The 16,640-nt window shown below is 51.1% G+C and carries 7 protein-coding genes; 2 read left to right on the top strand and 5 right to left on the bottom strand.

Annotation, left to right across the window (positions count from 1 at the left end; translation table 11 throughout):
* The 4 genes from PAT3040_RS37180 to PAT3040_RS18195 all read right to left on the bottom strand — a co-directional run.
* On the bottom strand, positions 1-2,663 hold a 2,663-nt coding region (locus tag PAT3040_RS37180), incomplete at its 3' end, for a hypothetical protein (protein WP_181376701.1).
* A gap of 37 nt (positions 2,664-2,700) precedes the next feature.
* Positions 2,701-3,519 (bottom strand): carbohydrate ABC transporter permease, encoded by an 819-nt coding sequence (locus PAT3040_RS18205; RefSeq protein ID WP_108993857.1) that lies wholly within the window; start codon positions 3,517-3,519, stop codon positions 2,701-2,703.
* A gap of 1 nt (position 3,520) precedes the next feature.
* Positions 3,521-4,390: a carbohydrate ABC transporter permease gene (locus PAT3040_RS18200; protein WP_108993856.1), complete on the bottom strand. Its 870-nt coding sequence runs from the start codon at positions 4,388-4,390 to the stop codon at positions 3,521-3,523.
* A gap of 82 nt (positions 4,391-4,472) precedes the next feature.
* The gene (locus tag PAT3040_RS18195; protein ID WP_087571098.1) at positions 4,473-5,783 is read right to left on the bottom strand and encodes an ABC transporter substrate-binding protein; all 1,311 of its coding nucleotides are present in this window, start codon (positions 5,781-5,783) and stop codon (positions 4,473-4,475) included.
* Positions 5,784-6,015: 232 nt separating this feature from the next.
* On the opposite strand from PAT3040_RS18195, the gene PAT3040_RS18190 reads away from it, so the two are divergent.
* Together PAT3040_RS18190 and PAT3040_RS18185 are read left to right on the top strand one after the other, a co-directional pair.
* Complete coding sequence (locus PAT3040_RS18190) at positions 6,016-7,884, top strand: cache domain-containing sensor histidine kinase (RefSeq protein WP_108993855.1); 1,869 nt, start codon at positions 6,016-6,018, stop codon at positions 7,882-7,884.
* On the top strand, positions 7,826-9,340 hold the full coding sequence (locus tag PAT3040_RS18185; RefSeq protein WP_108993854.1) for a response regulator: 1,515 nt from the start codon (positions 7,826-7,828) through the stop codon (positions 9,338-9,340). Before PAT3040_RS18190 ends, PAT3040_RS18185 begins: the two co-directional genes overlap by 59 nt.
* A gap of 125 nt (positions 9,341-9,465) precedes the next feature.
* Here PAT3040_RS18185 and PAT3040_RS18180 read toward each other — a convergent pair whose 3' ends face one another.
* Positions 9,466-16,173 (bottom strand): Ig-like domain-containing protein, encoded by a 6,708-nt coding sequence (locus PAT3040_RS18180; RefSeq protein WP_219930296.1) that lies wholly within the window; start codon positions 16,171-16,173, stop codon positions 9,466-9,468.
* Positions 16,174-16,640 lie beyond the last annotated feature (467 nt).

Genomic DNA, 16,640 nt, shown 5'->3' with positions numbered 1-16,640 from the left:
ACAGCAGCCGTTCCCGTGGATAGGCGATGCTTATCCGCTGATACGGTCAGCGTGGCGCTATGCGTACCGGCGGGCAGATCCAGCGCCAGAACGAACTCCTTGGCGTGCTCGGTCCGAGGAGCGTACAGCTCGGCGTAGGGATACTTTACGCCGTCAATCTCGACGTCAATCCGACCTCCGTCCGGCCCGGCGGATGTGATCAGCGACAGATACGGTCCGGAGAAGGAAAAGGTCAGCTTTGAGCCCGGAACGTTCGACGATAATGCGGTGCCCCCGGAGTAAGACGGATTTGCCTCATCATTCCACGCCCCCGTCCTGACGACCGAGCCGCTTTCGGCTTCGACGGCCGCAGTGTCGTAGGGAACGACGGCGAACAAGGAAGTCGCTTCGTCCTCCATAAAGTAGCGGAAAGAGCTCACGTTCTCCCCTACCGTCGCCCGATTCACCACGTCCACCACTCTCGACGGCTTCGGCAGCGCAATCGACTTTATCCCCGCGTTGCCCGTAGCCGAATGGATCATCAGCAGTTTGCCGTCGGTGCGGATATTGTCTTTGCCGTCATAAGAATACACATGGGCTCCGCCCAGATTGCTGGCGATCGAACGGATCAGTCCAGCCTTGAGTGTTCCGGAACCACTGAAAATGGAGGTCCACGACCCCATGTCTTTGCGGGCGAAGGCTGTTTTGCCTGTTTCCCCATCGTAATGACCGAGCTTAACGGCGCCAGAATCGGTGACATGGAAGGACGGAGTGTACGCATATTCAGGTTCCACGGCGCCGCTGTCCTCTCCGATCCTCCAACCTCCGATCGTCATCGCGCCGCTGCCTTCGGTAGCGGGATCGGAGAAGTTCGAAATGATCGTGGCCGCGCTGGAATAGTCGGACTTGGCGACGGTCATGCCGATCAAATCGGAAATGTTACCGGCGCTGGAGCCGGAATCGTCGAAATAACCGGGCGCTCGCAGAAAGACGAGCACGTTGCCGTCCCGCTTCAGAGCGTCGATCTCCGTCCGCTGATCCGATGTGGCGCGATAAGCGTTCAGAAACACGAACGTTTTAACCGAATCGGGGATGTTCGGCAAATCGGACATCACGTAATAGCCGAACTTCACGCCGCTCCGGGCCATTTCTCTCTGCTGCTGCTCGAACAGATGGAAAAAACCGAAATCCTGATAGTATTCCGGGCCGTAAGGATTGTTGGTCGGCGTTATCTGGTTGACGTTTAACGTGTGATACGGAACCGAATCCTCGTCCACGATGACCGCCACGTCCGGCTTGAACTGCCGGTCGGCGCTTAGCAAATACCGGCTCGCCTGCACGCCCAGAAGCTTTTGGTATTCGTCCCAAATCTCCTCTTGCTTGAACCAGCCCTTGGAGTTGATATCCATCAGGTACTGGCCGCCACCAGTGACGATCTGGTTGCCTGTCTCCCGCCGTAGCGCTGCCAGCGTTTCGTCCAGCGAGTACGTTCTGGGAGTGAACATAATGTCGTCTCGAAAAGGTAAGCCGTCGACGAGATGGGTGCGCGTGTCGTTTTCCAAAATAAACATTTTACCGTGCAGCGCTAGCGAGTCGAAGGATCCCATCGGCCCCGCGTTGATGCCCATAGCCCGATCCCCGTACTTGACGGGAGCGCTGATGAAATCCACGGTGGAGGAGGCGAGCAAGTCCCCTAGCGCATAATGGCCGTTGTTGGACGGACGGGCGTAGTGGGCGGCGACGTAGTGGTAACCGTACATCGACCCGAGCAGCGTCTGCCCGTCCGTCTCCCGCTTGAACAGCCCGCCGGCGTAATTGATCGTCTCGACTATTTTTTTGCTATAGAACGTTTGATAGTCGATTGCCTTGCCTTCGGCGGCTATCGAACGGAAAAAATTTTCCTCCGAATGATCTCTTTCTTCCAAAGTCGGGATGCCCGCCGTGGCAAGCGTGACTCCGGGATCATTCCAAGCCGCTTGCAGAGCCGCATCCGTCTCGTATTTATCGGTTAGCCACTGGCGGAACGCCGCTACCATCGGAGGCGAGTAGTCCTCTCCCGCTCCGATTCTTCCCTCGCTGTTGGAGTCGAAGTACCATTCTCCGCTATCCATGTTCATGATCTGAAAGCCCAGTATCCGGTCCGCATAAGGCTGCTGCTTCAGCCAGGCGATATAATCGACAACCAGGGCGTCAAGTTGATCCCGCCAATCTTGCGACGCCAAGGACGGCCATCCGGAACGCAGTCCCCGCTCCGTCACCGCGTACTGATCCTCCGCCAGATCGAACAGCTGCCCGTCAGCGATGCCGATGCGCATAATGCCGTAAGCGTTGGGATCACGCTGGAACACGTCCTCGTTGACCTGTTCGTTCCAGGCCATGTCGTCCAGCACGTTAATCCAGAACGTCACATGCACGTCGCGCGATTCGGCCATCGTAATCGTATCCAGAAAAGGGCCGTAGTTCGGATGGATTTTCATCGTACTGCCGTAGTTAAACTGCGGGACGACGGGGGTCCCGTTAATTTTGAACACCGGTCCGCCGTTCTCGTTGGAAATCGTGGCGGTGACGGGCCAGTTTCCGGACGCGTGCGCTTTGGAAGAAGGCCCCTGTGTAATGGTTATCGTCCCGGTCAAGCCTAATACGATTGCCAAGCAGATTCGAAGTGCCACGGAAAAACGGTTCATGTTCATTCCTCTCCTCATCTTGAGATTTCAGGCATCGTCAGCCTTTGACCGCGCCGGACATCAGTCCGGACACGAAATGCTTCTGCCCCGCGATAAACAAGGCGACCACGGGCAGCGAAACCAAAATCAGAAACGCATACACCAGATTCCAGTTCCGCACATATTGGCTGATAAAATTGTAAACGAGCATCGGAAGTGTCCATTTGCCGCTGTCGTTCAGGAAAAACAGCGGCATGCTCAAATCGTTCCACACGCCGACCAGCATCAGGATCGATTGAGTCGCGATGACCGGTGCGAGCAAAGGCAGGATGATCGACCAGAAAATTCTCATTGTGCCGAAGCCGTCGACGAAAGCCGATTCGTCCAGCTCGCGCGGAATGCCTTTGATAAAGCCCGTAAACAGAAAGACGGCGAACGGAAGATTCGTAGCGACGACGACCAGAATCAAGCCGGTGAACGTATTCATCAAGCTCAAAAACTGCAGTGTTTTGATCGTTGGAATGTACATCAGAGGAGCGACGAGGCCCGCTATGAACAAAAAATATACCCCCGACACAAACCGGCTTTGCCTTCTCGCCGTGACGAAGGATGCGACCGCCGCCAGCACAAGCGTCAGCGCAATCGAAAACGAGGAGATGATCACGCTGTTGCGCAGCGACTGCAGAATCCTCTCTCCGGACAGCACTTGACGGAAGTTTCCGAACTCCCAAACTTCGGGCCACAGCCTATCGAAGGCGGAGGCTTCCATGCTGCTCTTGAAAGAGCCGAGAATCATCATCAGAACGGGAAAAAAGTAGAAGAAGGCGGCAACGGCGAGAGCAAGCTCCAGAAGAGGTTTTCCTATCCGCTTTCTCATGTTAGATATCCACTTCTTTTCTTTTGAAATAGGTCAGCAGCAGGATGGAGAAGGACGTAATGAGCAAAAACAGGATCAGGTTCATCGCCGTGCCCAGCCCCCAACGACCATCGCCGAACATCTGGAAGGCGATCGAGTTAAGCACCGAGGATGCATAACCCGGTCCGCCGTTCGTCAGCACGAACACCTGCTCGAATACTTTGAAGCCGGCGATCAGACTGAGTACGACGTTGACGCTGACCGCCTGCATCATGAGCGGCAGCTTGATGCGGAAAAACTCCTGAAGCGGATTCGCCCCGTCGATCTGCGCCGCTTCTCCGTAATCGCGAGGAATCGCGAGCAGCCCGGCCATGAAAATGATCATATGAAAGCCGGTGCCCTTCCACACGTCAACGAAGCTGACCGTATACATGACGACGCTTCGGTCCACCAGCCACTCCTGCCGCAGCCCTTCCAGCCCGATAAAACCGAGAAACTGGTTAAGGAAACCATCAGGATGCAGCAGCGCTGTAAACAGCACGCCGACGACGATAAAACTGAGCACGGTCGGCAGAAAAAAGACGGTGCGAAACAGTCTCTTGAATCCGATCCGGCTGCATAAAGCGACTGCGAGCAGCATGCCGAGCACATTTTTCCCAATACTGGTCACGACCGCGAACAACACCGTATTGCCTATAGACAGCATCAGGTCGGCATTTTTCGCAATTTTGACGAAGTTGTCGAGCCCGGTAAACCGGATCGTATCGCGATAAGCGTTCCAATCCGTAAACGAATAAATGAAGCTGAACAAGGTCGGAAAAATGAACAGAGCCAAGTAGATGAGCAGAGCAGGGTACAGAAAAAAATGCGGGTAAAGCCGTCTAGCATTCATAGCGTCTTCCTCCGAGTCTGTAATTAAGGAAGAAGAGGCTTCCTTGTCGTCGGCCTCTTCTTCGGCAGCTAACCCGTTTCGCTTACCATCCCGGCAGCTCGGCGGCTTTGGCCAGCTCGGCGACTTTCTCGTCCCAAGCCTCAAGCACCTGCTTCGGTGTCTTACCTTTGCCGAACATGTCCTGATAGAGCCGGAACAGCTCGGACGTATCCACAGCAATCAAATCGTTATATTGACGTACGACCTTACCTTGGGAGATGTACTCGTCGTATTCCGCTTGCATCAGCGGGTTAAAGCTGACCTGGACGTCCTTGAACGCCGAGAATCTCGGATCTTCCGCGTACTGAATGCCGATAATGTCCGGTTGGCTCCAAAAGTCCAGAAACTTTTTCGCTTCTTCGATGTTTTTGGAGTTTTTGGAGATGAACCAGCCCGTTACGGTACCGACGGTCAGATCGGGGTTGTCCACGCCCGGCGTCGCGAAAATACCGTAATCGCCCACTTGCTCTCCCGCATCGATAAAATCTCCGAGCACGGTCATAGCCGCTTTCCCCGAATTCATCGCTCCCCCAAGACCGTCGAAACCTACGGAAAGATGGTCTTCGTTCACATAACCTTTCTCGAACAACTGCATGATCTGCCCCAAAGCTTCCTCGAAGCCCGGAACGTCTGCGTGCTTGAGCTGATTGGCGTTAATCTTATCCATGATATCGGTGTTCTTGACGACCTCCGAAAACGTGGTCAGTCCCCAGATTTGCGCAACCCATCCGTCTTTGTTCCCCAGATAGAACGGCGTAATGCCATTCGTCTTCAGCGTCTCGCATACTTGCAAAAGCTCCTCGAACGTTCTCGGTACGCTCAGGTTTAGATCGGCGAATATTTTTTTGTTGTAGACGATGCCCAGCGCGGAGCCAGAGGCGGCGAAAGGCAGGTTGTAAATCTTGTCGTCGATTTTGAGGATATCCGGATTGACGAGTCGGCCGACCCATGGTTCGCCGGATAGGTCGACAAAATTGTCGGTCGGGTTGTATCTTCTCGCCATGTCGGAGACGTTATGTCCGACGATATCCGGCAAATTCTTCGTTGCGATGCGCGTTCTGAGCAAAGTGTCGTACTGGCTTCCATCCACAGTCTGCAAATCGAAGGTTACGTGCGGATTGCGATTCGTGTATTCCTTAGTAATCGTTTCGTAAAATTTGTTGTTGCCTCCGACCATGATCGAAAGCGTCACTTTCTCCGGAGCCGTCTCTTTGCTGGCAGACGGCGTTTCGGATGCAGGCTGCGAACCGCTGGCAGACGGCTCGGCCTTGTTTCCGGACGCGCAAGCCGAAAGGAAAAGCAAAACAAAGCATGTTAGAAGGGCTAACGCAGATTTCTGTAGACGAAAATTCACTTGCTGATTCCCCCGTTCATTTAATGAAATTATGATCTTTTTTGTCGAGCGTCGGACATGTCCCGATCTCTATTGTAAACGCATTCAGCTCGGAGAAGAATGGACTCGTTAGGAAAACCGCATGTACGATTCGGCACAAAAATAACGCGTTTCCCGGGGGTTTGACGAATTGTCAAGTCGTCTGTTACATTAGGCAGAAGAGTCGGATCATTGCGAAAGAGAGGGCTGGCGAATGCTGAAAAACGGGAGCCTCCAGACGAAAATTTTCGTCACCTATTCGATCCTCATTCTATTAATCATCGCCTGCATTGTCGCCGCCTTGGCCGTGTACTCGTCAAAAATGGTCCAAAAAGGAGTCTATACCGGCACCGAACGCCTGCTTCAGAAAATTACGGAGCAATTCGACGGGCGCGTAAAGGATATGGAACGGATCAACGTCAGCCTGCTTCTGGATGAAAACCTGGCTAAGCATCTCTATACCCCGGCCAGCATCCCGGGCCTTGGGGTTCAAGACACAAGGAAGCTGACCAACACGATTTCCTCGATCAACGGTCCTTTCAGCTCCGCCTTTAAAATCGTCGCCTTTAATTTTGAGCACAAGTATGCCCTCTCGCCGCAGTCGTTAGACAACGCGGAAGCGCTCTTCCAAGCCGGCCTGGAAGGCATTCCGATCTTCGCACCGCTTGCGGACGGAGACGGCAGCTTCACGCTGCTTCCCCCGCATCTCGACAACTGGTCGCAGCTTCAGGTTCCGGTATTTTCTCTCAGCCGCAAAATCAAGGATGCGGCGGGTAGAGAGTACGGTTATATCGAAGTGCAGCAAAGGTATAGCGATCTAGCTCGCCTATATGAACCCGACCCGGCGATCGATTCGGAGTTCTATATATTCGATCCGACAGGCGACCTGTTCTATCCGCGACCGTCCATCGATGCCTCGGCCTCTGCCGAAGATGCAGAGCTGTACAAGCCTTACGTATTTGCAGGATCCAGCGGCTCGGCTTCGGTCCGCAACAGCGGGGGCGAGCCGATGCTGCTTACCTACCGCCAATCTCCGCTGACCGGCCACGTGCTGACCATCGCCCAATCTCGAGAGCAGGCGCTAGCTTCCGTCGGCCGGCTTAACGCGCTGATCGTCGGCGCAGGCTTACTGGTCCTGCTGGCGACGCTGATCGTCCTTCATCACAGCTCGAAGCGGCTTACCCTCCCTCTCCGGACGCTGGGCAGCTCGCTTAAGCAGGTGACCTTAAGCAATTTGGCGCTGAACATCGACTATACGGACAAAAACAACGAGCTGCAGCAGCTCGATCGGCTGTTCCGAAAAATGTTTTCGCGCTTGCAGCTGTCGATCGAGCAGTTGACCGAGGCGGGCGAACGGGAGGCCAAGGCGCAGTTGCTGGCTCTCCAATCCCAGATCAATCCGCATTTTATCCATAACACGTTAGCGACGATCGGAGCCGCGGCCAAGCAGGGCGAGCAGCCCGAAAAGGTCGCGGAAATGTGCAGGCAGCTCTCTTCGCAGCTTCGCTATACGACCTCCTCCGACTTCGTCCGGGTCGAGGATGAAATCGAATATACGCGGAATTATTTGAATTTGTTGAAATACCGCTACGAGGAGCATTTCGATTTTGAGATTGACATCGATCCTGAGCTGAGGGACATTGAGCTTCCGCGAATCACCATCCAGCCTTTCGTGGAAAACGCGATGAAGCATGCGTTCGCCTCCGTTCCTCCGCCTTGGCATATCCGGATCGAGGGACGGGTAGCGGGCGGACATTGGAAAATTGCTGTCCTCGACGACGGGGCTGGAGCTGACGAGCCGACATTAGAGGAGCTGAGGGCGAAGATCGAGGCTTTGTTCTCCAACGAGAGGCGATCGGGAGACAAGGTCCATTCGGGATCGTACAGCCTGGGCATCGTCAACACGTATGCGAGGCTGATGCTCCTGCACGGGGAAAGCGCGACGATGAAAATCGAGAACGTTCCGGGACGGGGACTGAAGGTAAGCTTTGGCGGAAAAATCAAAACGGGAACGGAGGACGGACATGTACAGGGTAATGGTAGTCGAAGACGAGCCTCCTTTGATTCGGGACATTCGGTATGAGATCGAACGAAACTCCTCGCTTTTCCGGGTGACGGCTACCGCGATCAACGGCGCCGACGCTCTGCGAAAGCTGGAAGAGGAAACCCCGGACGTCCTGTTTACCGACATTCGCATGCCGGTCATGGACGGCCTGGAATTAATCAAGACGATCCGGCAAAAAGATCCTGAGCTCCCGTTCGTCATTCTGAGCGGCTACCGGGATTTCGACTATGCCAAGGAAGCGCTAAAATTTCAGGCCTACGACTATTTGCTGAAGCCGGTGTCGCCAGACGATGTGCGGAAGGTGTTGGCCAAGCTCGGAGCGATGCTAGAGGGGCGGAAAGAGCAGAAAAAGCGGTCGCTGCTGCTCTCCGCGCTGCATGGGGAGCAACTCCGCGACGAATCCGATGGGTTGTTCGCCGGCCGCTCGTTGGGGCTGCTTGTGGCGCTGTGCGGAGGAGCGTCCGGGGCGGAAGCAAACCCTGCCGACTTGGAGTCGGAGCTTGCCACGCTAACGGATCCTGGCACTACGGTCCGAGTATGGAGCGGGAAAACGTCCTCGGAGAAAATCGTGATTGTCGATGGGGATCGGGACGACGACGGGGAGATAGCGGAAAGAGAGCAATTGGCGAAAGCGTTGCAGCGTTTGCTGGAGGCAAGATCGGGAAAAACAGTTAACATCGCAATCGGAGCACCGGTTGCCCGGTTGGGCGACATCGCAGGATCGCTTGGTTCTCTCCGGGCTTTGCTGCGGCGAAGGGCCGAACACGGCGTATCCAAGCTGATAAGGGAGAACGAAACACCAGATGCGTCGGAAGCCGGTTCTCCTGTTACCGTTCTGACAAACGAAAGATTGATCTCCTTAAGATCAATGGTTCATCTGCAGCAGAAAAGCTTGTTCAAGGCCGAGTTGTCCTCGTTGATCGGAGAATGGCACTCGGCCCAGCTTCCCGTCCCGGACTTCACGGCCCTTGTGAAACGGACCCTCCACGCTGTCGGCAATGGGTATTGGAGGAGGGACGTCGATATCGATTCCGTCGTCGACGAAAGTATGGAAAGCGTTACTCCTAACGAAATATGGAGCGACTCTCTAATCGAGCGGCTAGAAGTTGTTTTGTTCGTGGAGAACAGCATCTCGCGCGACTCTCCGGAAGGCGTCGTCAGCAAACTCGACGACTATCTGAAGGCAAATTCCCATCGCAATTTCGATCCAAAAGAGCTCGCTTCCGGCATCGGCCTCACCGCCCCTTATTTGAGCAAGCTCTTCAAGCAATACAGAGGAATGCCGCTGATCGAATATCTCGCATATCTCAAGATCGAGAAGGCCAAGCAGCTAATCCGTTCCGACCCGGAGCTGCTGGCGAAGGAAATCGGCGAAATGCTAAGGTTCACCGATCCTTTCTACTTCAGCCGTCTGTTTAAGAAGTTCGAAGGCTGTAGCCCATCGGAATACCGCAAGCGGCTGGAGAAGCGGTAGACCGCTCGGCCTATGGCAATCATTCAATTAAAAAGAAAAAGGGTCTATCAGATCGTCCGTTTTCACCGACTTTCTGACAGACCCTTTTGTTTGTTACAGCAACTCATCATTGGTTCTTCAAAAAACTACTTATTCAGCTCGGGATCCAATAGCTCGCGCAGTCGTTCCTCTACCATTAGCAGGTTCAGCAGCATAACGACCGCTTCTGCACGACTTACATGATTTTGCGGGCGGAATGTTCCGTCCTCATAACCTTGAATGATACCTGCCTTTCCTGCAGCTTGTACGGAGTTAACCGCAAATGGACTTACATTGCCGATATCTGCAAAGTCTCCCTCATGCTTGTTCGGCAATGCCTCTTCATTTACTAGCTTCAGCAGCATCGTTACCATTTCTTGTCTGCTGATCGTTTGGTTAGGCCGGAATGTTCCATCCGTATAACCATTGATCACGCCATGACCTGCTAAGGTTGCGATCGCGCCAGCTGCCCAGTGCGATTGGATATCGCTTAATAACCATTTTTTCTTGCCTGTGTTTTCTATCTCTAGCAGCTGTACTAACATGGAGGAAAATTCCGCACGCGTCATTGTTGCATTGCCGCGTACCGTTCCATCCTGATAACCGCGAATTCCTTCCAGCCTCGAGAACAATCCAATCGGCTTCATCGCCCAGTGACCAGCAATATCGCTGTATCCTTCTGTTCCTGTCTGTCCCTTTGTAGCTTCTAATTGTTTACGGAATCTAGCAACAATTTTGTCCAGATCAAGGATATCGGAATTAAACAGACCTTCTTTATTCTCGTTTGGCTCGCTTGGCTCAGGTGTTGGCGTTGGCGTTGGCGTTGGTGTTGTTGGACCAACTGGCGACGGATCAACTGGCGATGGCGTGCCTGCAATGTAAGTGATGCTTACACTGCCTTGAATCTCTGCACTGCCAACGGCATCATACGCGCGATACGTACGTTGTCCAAGATCGGTAGCCGTCACAGCGAAAGCCGCTTCGCCGTTTCCATCCGTTACAACGCGCCATGTGCGATTCGTAATCTGCTCGATTAATTCGATCTCGCGATTTGCCATCACATGACCGTACTCATCGATAGCGGTTACCGTAATAGTTGCAGTCGATGTGCCGTCTGCTGCGACTGGAGACTGTGCATCCGTTGTGATCGACGAAGCTATTACATCTATCCTGCCATTAACAAAGCTTACAATTGCTTCACCTAGCGATTCGTCTTCTCCATCAATGGTGACATATACCTCGTAGCTTCTTTGCTCGACGACAGACCCTGTCACTGTAAAGCTTGCATCGCCTTGCGCGTCAGTCATGCTTTGGTCTACTTGCGATCCATCCAGCCATAACGATACTGTTTCACCAGCTAATACATGCTGATAGGCATCCTTGATCGTTACTGTAATGACGGCTGGCGATTGACCGTTTGCGTGCACAGAAGCTGGCGACACAACAATTGTTGAAGCTGCTGGATCTACAGCCCCTGCAGTGAACGAAATCTGCGCTTGCTGATTAACGGTTAGCCCTGTTAATACATCTTTCACATATACGTCCAGATTTTCAACCGCCAAGCTTCGCAGTTCGAATGTTGCTATTCCGTCCTCGTTCGTTGTTGCCTGCCACGTTCTAGTATCTGTCGAATCATCGACATACAAGGACAATTCGCGATTAGTCACTGGCAGCCCATTCTTATCGACGATCGTAGCGGTTACCGCGACAGATGATACCCCATCTGCCAATACACTCGTTGGAGCTGCGGCTACTGAAGATAGAAGGACATCCATATCGCCATTTACAAATGCAACCTTCGCCTTCTGCGCGATCTCCACCTCTGTACCACCTGCCGGCTTCGCGTAGGCTGTATAAGTGATTTCACCTAATCCGCCGCTTGTCACCTCAAACGTCGCTTTACCATCCGCATCAGTGACCGGATTAAGGTCCGTAATCGTAGAGCTGCCTCCACTTGCTGCAAGTCTAACCTCTGCACCCTTAATCACATGACCGTAAGGATCCTTCACCGTTACTGTAATCGTTGTTGCGCTTGTTCCATCTGCAACGACCGCATCACGATGCGCACGAACAACAGATTGCTGTGCATCCGGAGCGCCTGTTACATAATTCATCGCAATTTGATCCGTTAACGACAATCCAGTCGCTACATCGACGACATTATAAACGATGGATTCAACTACAACATGCGCAACCTCAAATCTAGCCACACCATTGTCATCCGTTACGGCTAGCTGCGGAGCAATTGCGGATTGATCGCCTGTCGCTTCTAATCGTACTTGACGAGAAGCAAGCGGATGACGATTCGTATCAAGCAGCGTTGCTTCAATAATTGCTGTATCGGTGCCATTAGCCAGAAGCTCTGAATGCGAGCTTGTTACTGACGATGCACTTACATCCAAATTGCCCGCTACGAACATTAAGGTTGCTTGCTGCGCAAACTCTTGACCGCTGATCACATCGGTTACCTTATAGGTGATCTCGTCAATATCTTGATTGGATACCATAAACCATGCCAAACCATCGCCATCGGTTTCAATGACCTCGACATCGATATGCGAGCTTCCGCTCAATGGTTCAAGCTTAATTTCGCGATATGCAATTGGTGCCCGGTTATGATCCACAACCTCGACCTCGATCACACCATATTCTTGTCCATTAGCGAGAACTGCCGCCTTAATAGCTTCGACTTTGGATTGCCCTACGTCCAGCTTCTGTTCCGGGTTGACAAAGCGCAGCACAACCGAGTGCATCGTTATAATTTGTCGATACGAATCCGCAAAATACATAACGACGTTCGCAGGTTGCTGACTTGTCACTCTAAAGCGATACACGCCATTTTCATCTGATCCATCTTGTGCATCTAGTCTATCAACCTGCACATCATTAATACCAAATCCGTAGTGTTCAAGATGTGCGCCAACCATCGGCTTACCGTCTGTACCTACCATATGAACGGTGATCAGTGAAGCTTCACTGCCATCCGCTATGCGCTCAACATGATCCACTACAATGCGCGATTGCTCCGGATCGAACACTTGACTCGTAAAGGTATGATAATGTCCATAGCCTACAACACGCTCTAAACCTTCATCATACATCTCAATTCGCACATTCCCTGGCTCCGTACGTTTCATACGGAAAGTCGTGATGCCATCAGCATTCGTAAGTGGATCGCCGGTACGTTCAATTACCGTTTTCGTATCTGGAATATAGCTGCTGTTATCTGGATCCCATACACTTGCAATTAACTTGATTTCACGACCAGAGACTGGATTTCCTCCAATATCTGTCGTTGTTGCCGTTAAATCTACCCAATACTCCTTATCTAAGCTAACAGCAGAGTCACTAACCTTACTTGTTAAAGTGCCGTTGCCATTAAAGTCACCTGTCGTAAAGGTTAAGGTTGGCAGATCCAATAGCTTCGTACGTGAACCCGAATTCGTCTCAACAAGGGTAACAGATAGCTTTGCTTCGCCTAGTTTCCAAATGTTTAATAGGTACGGCTCATAAACAAAGTTTGGATCATTCCAAGCCGGCTGTTTTACATTGAACTGTTGCGTGAACGGTTCCTCGCCATCGCCTATCGTTCCAGTTACTTCAAATTGATACCATTCATCTTGTTTTTGCTGATAAGGCTTGCCGTTTTCAGCCTTCATCACCATTGTAAGCTTCGGATTTTCACCGATTTTGAAGTTAATCTTATCTACCGATATTTCGGAATTGATCCCATCCACTTCACCCTGCACGAAGGTTAGCTTAGGTAGGCTCGGCAGAGCTGTTGCAGCTCCGTTGTAGTACATAGTACCGCTGATTGTAAATTCTAAAGCTCCCTGATACGAAATCGGTATTATGAGCTTGCCGTCAGCATCTGTTGCTCCAGTGATCGGAATAACCGTCGCAGGATAATCATTGCCATACATCGCTGCATCGATATCTGCCGAGGCAAATGGATTGCCGTAGCGATCCTTAGCTTCAATCGTAAGAACCGCTTGATCTACGCCATTGCCTAATACGGTTGTTTTGTCCAACGTCGCTGTTGCCCGTATATTAGTAGATGTAAAATCAGCAGGGACAACGTTTACTGTTCTAGTAAACTCGGCTTCCGAACCCTCAACGGTAATCTTAATATCGGCTGTACCAAGCGACACTCCGTATACGCCGAAGTTTACACTTCCAAAAGAATTCGTATAGCTGTTCGTTTGAGAGAAACGAATATGACCGCTTTCTGTTGAAACTTTTACGGATTTATTAGCAATAGCTTGATTTAACTCATCTGCTAGCCTGACCGTAAGTATCGCTACATCCGATCCATCATTTTTAATTTCCGTTTTATCAAACGTAATAGTCGTATTACTTTCATCAGCTGGACCATAGTCATTCATGAGCATAAACGTCTTAAACGGATATTGAGCATTATCCATATACAGCTGCAGCATCACTGAACCATAGGCTCTTGCCGGAACGATAAACTCAACCTTGCCGTCACTGTCCGTCGTTTGAGCTTCAGTGCCTATCAGTCCATTATTTAATCCATTGCGCGTCTGTAAATTCACCGTTTTATTGGTGATCGGATAACCTTTTGCATCACGAACATGGGCCGTAATCGTTGCTGTTTCTGTACTTCCAGCAATGAGTGTCGTTTTGCTAATCGTTGCCTCCGTCAGATTGCCGTCCATACTTCCTGCTACAAAATTAAGCGTCAGCGTCTTGCTAAAGCTTTGCTCCAATTCCGTTGCCGTTAATATCGCTTCGCCAATCTCTATACCTGTAACCGTAAAGTAAACTTCACCATTACTATTTGTCGTTCTCGTTGCCGGTGAGATCGTAACGCCCACCTTATCCGTTGTTAATGAAATTTCTTTATTGGCTATAGGTCGACTAGCAGCATCCATTAGCGTAACGCGAACCGTTCTGCTATCTGTTCCATTAGCTGTAACATCCGTATTCGTATTAAACCCGGCAAGTCCAATACTCATCTTGCTACCGTCAACTGGCCCTGCGATAAACGTGACATTAAATCGCTGGTCAAAATACGTGCTATTTCCTATGCGAGCTACGAATCTAAACGGAGTACCTGCTTGCGTACTCGTAAATTTAGCCGTAATCCTCCCGCTTGCGTCCGTATTTCCAGTAAGATAACTAGGACTGATCGAACCCGTACCTGATTCCATCCATAACTGGTAAGGAACATTTTCAAGTTCATGACCGCCCGCGTCACGTACAGTTATTACTACCTCCGCTTCATCTACACCATCGGCATAGGCTCCTGACTCTACTTCAATCGTCGTACGACTTGTGCTTGGCCCACCGATTTTGAAGCTTACGCCTTTCGTTGCAGCTAGCGCATTGCCTCCCGCTTCCTTCGCTTCAATTGTAGCTGTACCAACGACTGCCGATGTTACATCAAATAGGGCGATTCCTTCGGCATCCGTTACTGGCTGTACAGCTGTAATCGTTGTCGCAATTCCAGCCGTATTCGTCAGCTCGACTGTTCTTCCTTCTAACGGATAGCCATTCGCATTGCGCAGAATGACATTCAGCTGAGCTGGAGTCGTGCCGTTCGCCAGCGATTCAAATGAATTCGCTTCAATCGTGGACTTCGCAGGGTCCATTGTCGGATTCTCAATCGAAAACTTCATTCGACCGGCATCTAGCGATTGGCCGTTATCAAGCATGACACGAACGCGTACATCATATTGATCTGGCGTCGTTAGCTGTACGACCTCCGCCGCCTGTGTCCCGTCGTACGCATTCGCCGAGTCAACCCAGCCTTGACCGTTTATGTTGTACTGTACCTTTGTAATACTGAAACCAGGAACATCATATTTGCTTACACGAATCGTAGCATCATCCCAAAATACGTTTGCTGCTATCGGATTCGTACTCGCTACTGTAGCTGTAAGCTTCTCCGTATCTGTTGACGTATTGTTCACAATAACCTTATAGATGGTAGAGCTGGGATAACCTGTTCCTTTTTCCTTCGGCGTAACAATGAACGTAAATTCATTATCCGTACCGTTAGCTGAAGAACTTAGAGCAAAGCTTCCCGTCAGACCGCCAAGTTGATTATGAATAACTTGACCATCCGGTCCCCATACCGTAACCGTTGCGCCTGGATTTTTAGCTGCTACGATGAGCTGCGTGGCGTCTAATCCTTCAACAGCTACACGATATTCACGCGTTCCATTATTCGCCTGGAAATCAAGCGGCACGCCTGTCATCGAAATCAAACTCAGCTCACTGGTGTAGTTGTTCGCAGATTCCTGATAAAATTCAGCACGAACATCATATCCCTTCTGCGTAAAGCTGAAGGCATGCTCTACAATTTCTTCCGAACCTAGCTGCAACAAGTTGTTAGCATCCCTTAAATGCTGCGTTTCAAGCACTCCGCCGTTTTCATCTAATAGGAACATCACAACATTGCCATCGGCCAATGGAGCCATATTCATATTTTGAATCGAGAAGGAAACCTCTGAGCCTGAGCCTGTATTATTTTGCTCTGTCTCCATACGAACCATCGGTTTGTTATATTTCTGAGACAGACGCTCTACGAAAACGGATTGGTAGTTGTTCGTATCATCAAACTCCGTTAGCACCGTACCCTTTTCATCCTCTAGCCATGTGTGCGCATACACATACAAGCCTTCATCCGGAATTTCGGTCATGTCTTGCTCTGCCAAATAGGACTTCACATCAAAATCCAGCACAGCCGTATAACCACCGTTATCCATCATATCGAGTGACAATTCATCCGATATCGTTAGTGGCGAACCGATCGCAAACTCATCGATGAAGTTTGTATTTTTATACAAACCAACCTTCACCACTCTGCCTTTATGGCCTGCCAGCGTCGCGTCATTTTTGTTATACAACGGAATCGTCAGCTTACGAATGCCATCCGCCGCCGTCATGCTGGCATCAGACATGCCAATGTCGGCAATATCCAGCTTAATGCGTCCATCCTCGGTTAATTGATCTCCGTTGGCGAAGCTGGCCGTTACCTTAAAATCAATATTCCCTATAGAATCCGGAACGCTGTACGTAAACACGAGATGCTCGGTACGATTAGGTACGATCTGTACAGGGTACGTTCGAGAGATGCCGTTAATCTCGATCATAACCTCATCAATCGTATCAATCCCTTCATTTACAATCGTAAATTCAATAGGAAGATCGAAGTTTCGCACGATTTCTTCCGGATTGAGGTAGATCTGCCCGCCATTAAACGCATTTTTATAATAGCCTGTTGATGTATACAGATTACTGATCGTTTGTGAGA

It is taken from the genome of Paenibacillus agaridevorans, from assembly GCF_003112455.1.
Classification (GTDB): domain Bacteria; phylum Bacillota; class Bacilli; order Paenibacillales; family Paenibacillaceae; genus Pristimantibacillus; species Pristimantibacillus agaridevorans.
The sequence above is the reverse complement of the archived record's forward strand: the minus strand, read 5'-3'. Positions and strand labels throughout refer to the sequence as shown.

Coding starts and splice junctions, on each gene's coding strand:
- PAT3040_RS18190 (WP_108993855.1), top strand. CDS start 6,016: ATGCTGAAAAACGGGAGCCTCCAGACGAAAATTTTCGTCACCTATTCG.
- PAT3040_RS18200 (WP_108993856.1), bottom strand. CDS start 4,390: ATGAATGCTAGACGGCTTTACCCGCATTTTTTTCTGTACCCTGCTCTG.
- PAT3040_RS18205 (WP_108993857.1), bottom strand. CDS start 3,519: ATGAGAAAGCGGATAGGAAAACCTCTTCTGGAGCTTGCTCTCGCCGTT.
- PAT3040_RS18185 (WP_108993854.1), top strand. CDS start 7,826: ATGTACAGGGTAATGGTAGTCGAAGACGAGCCTCCTTTGATTCGGGAC.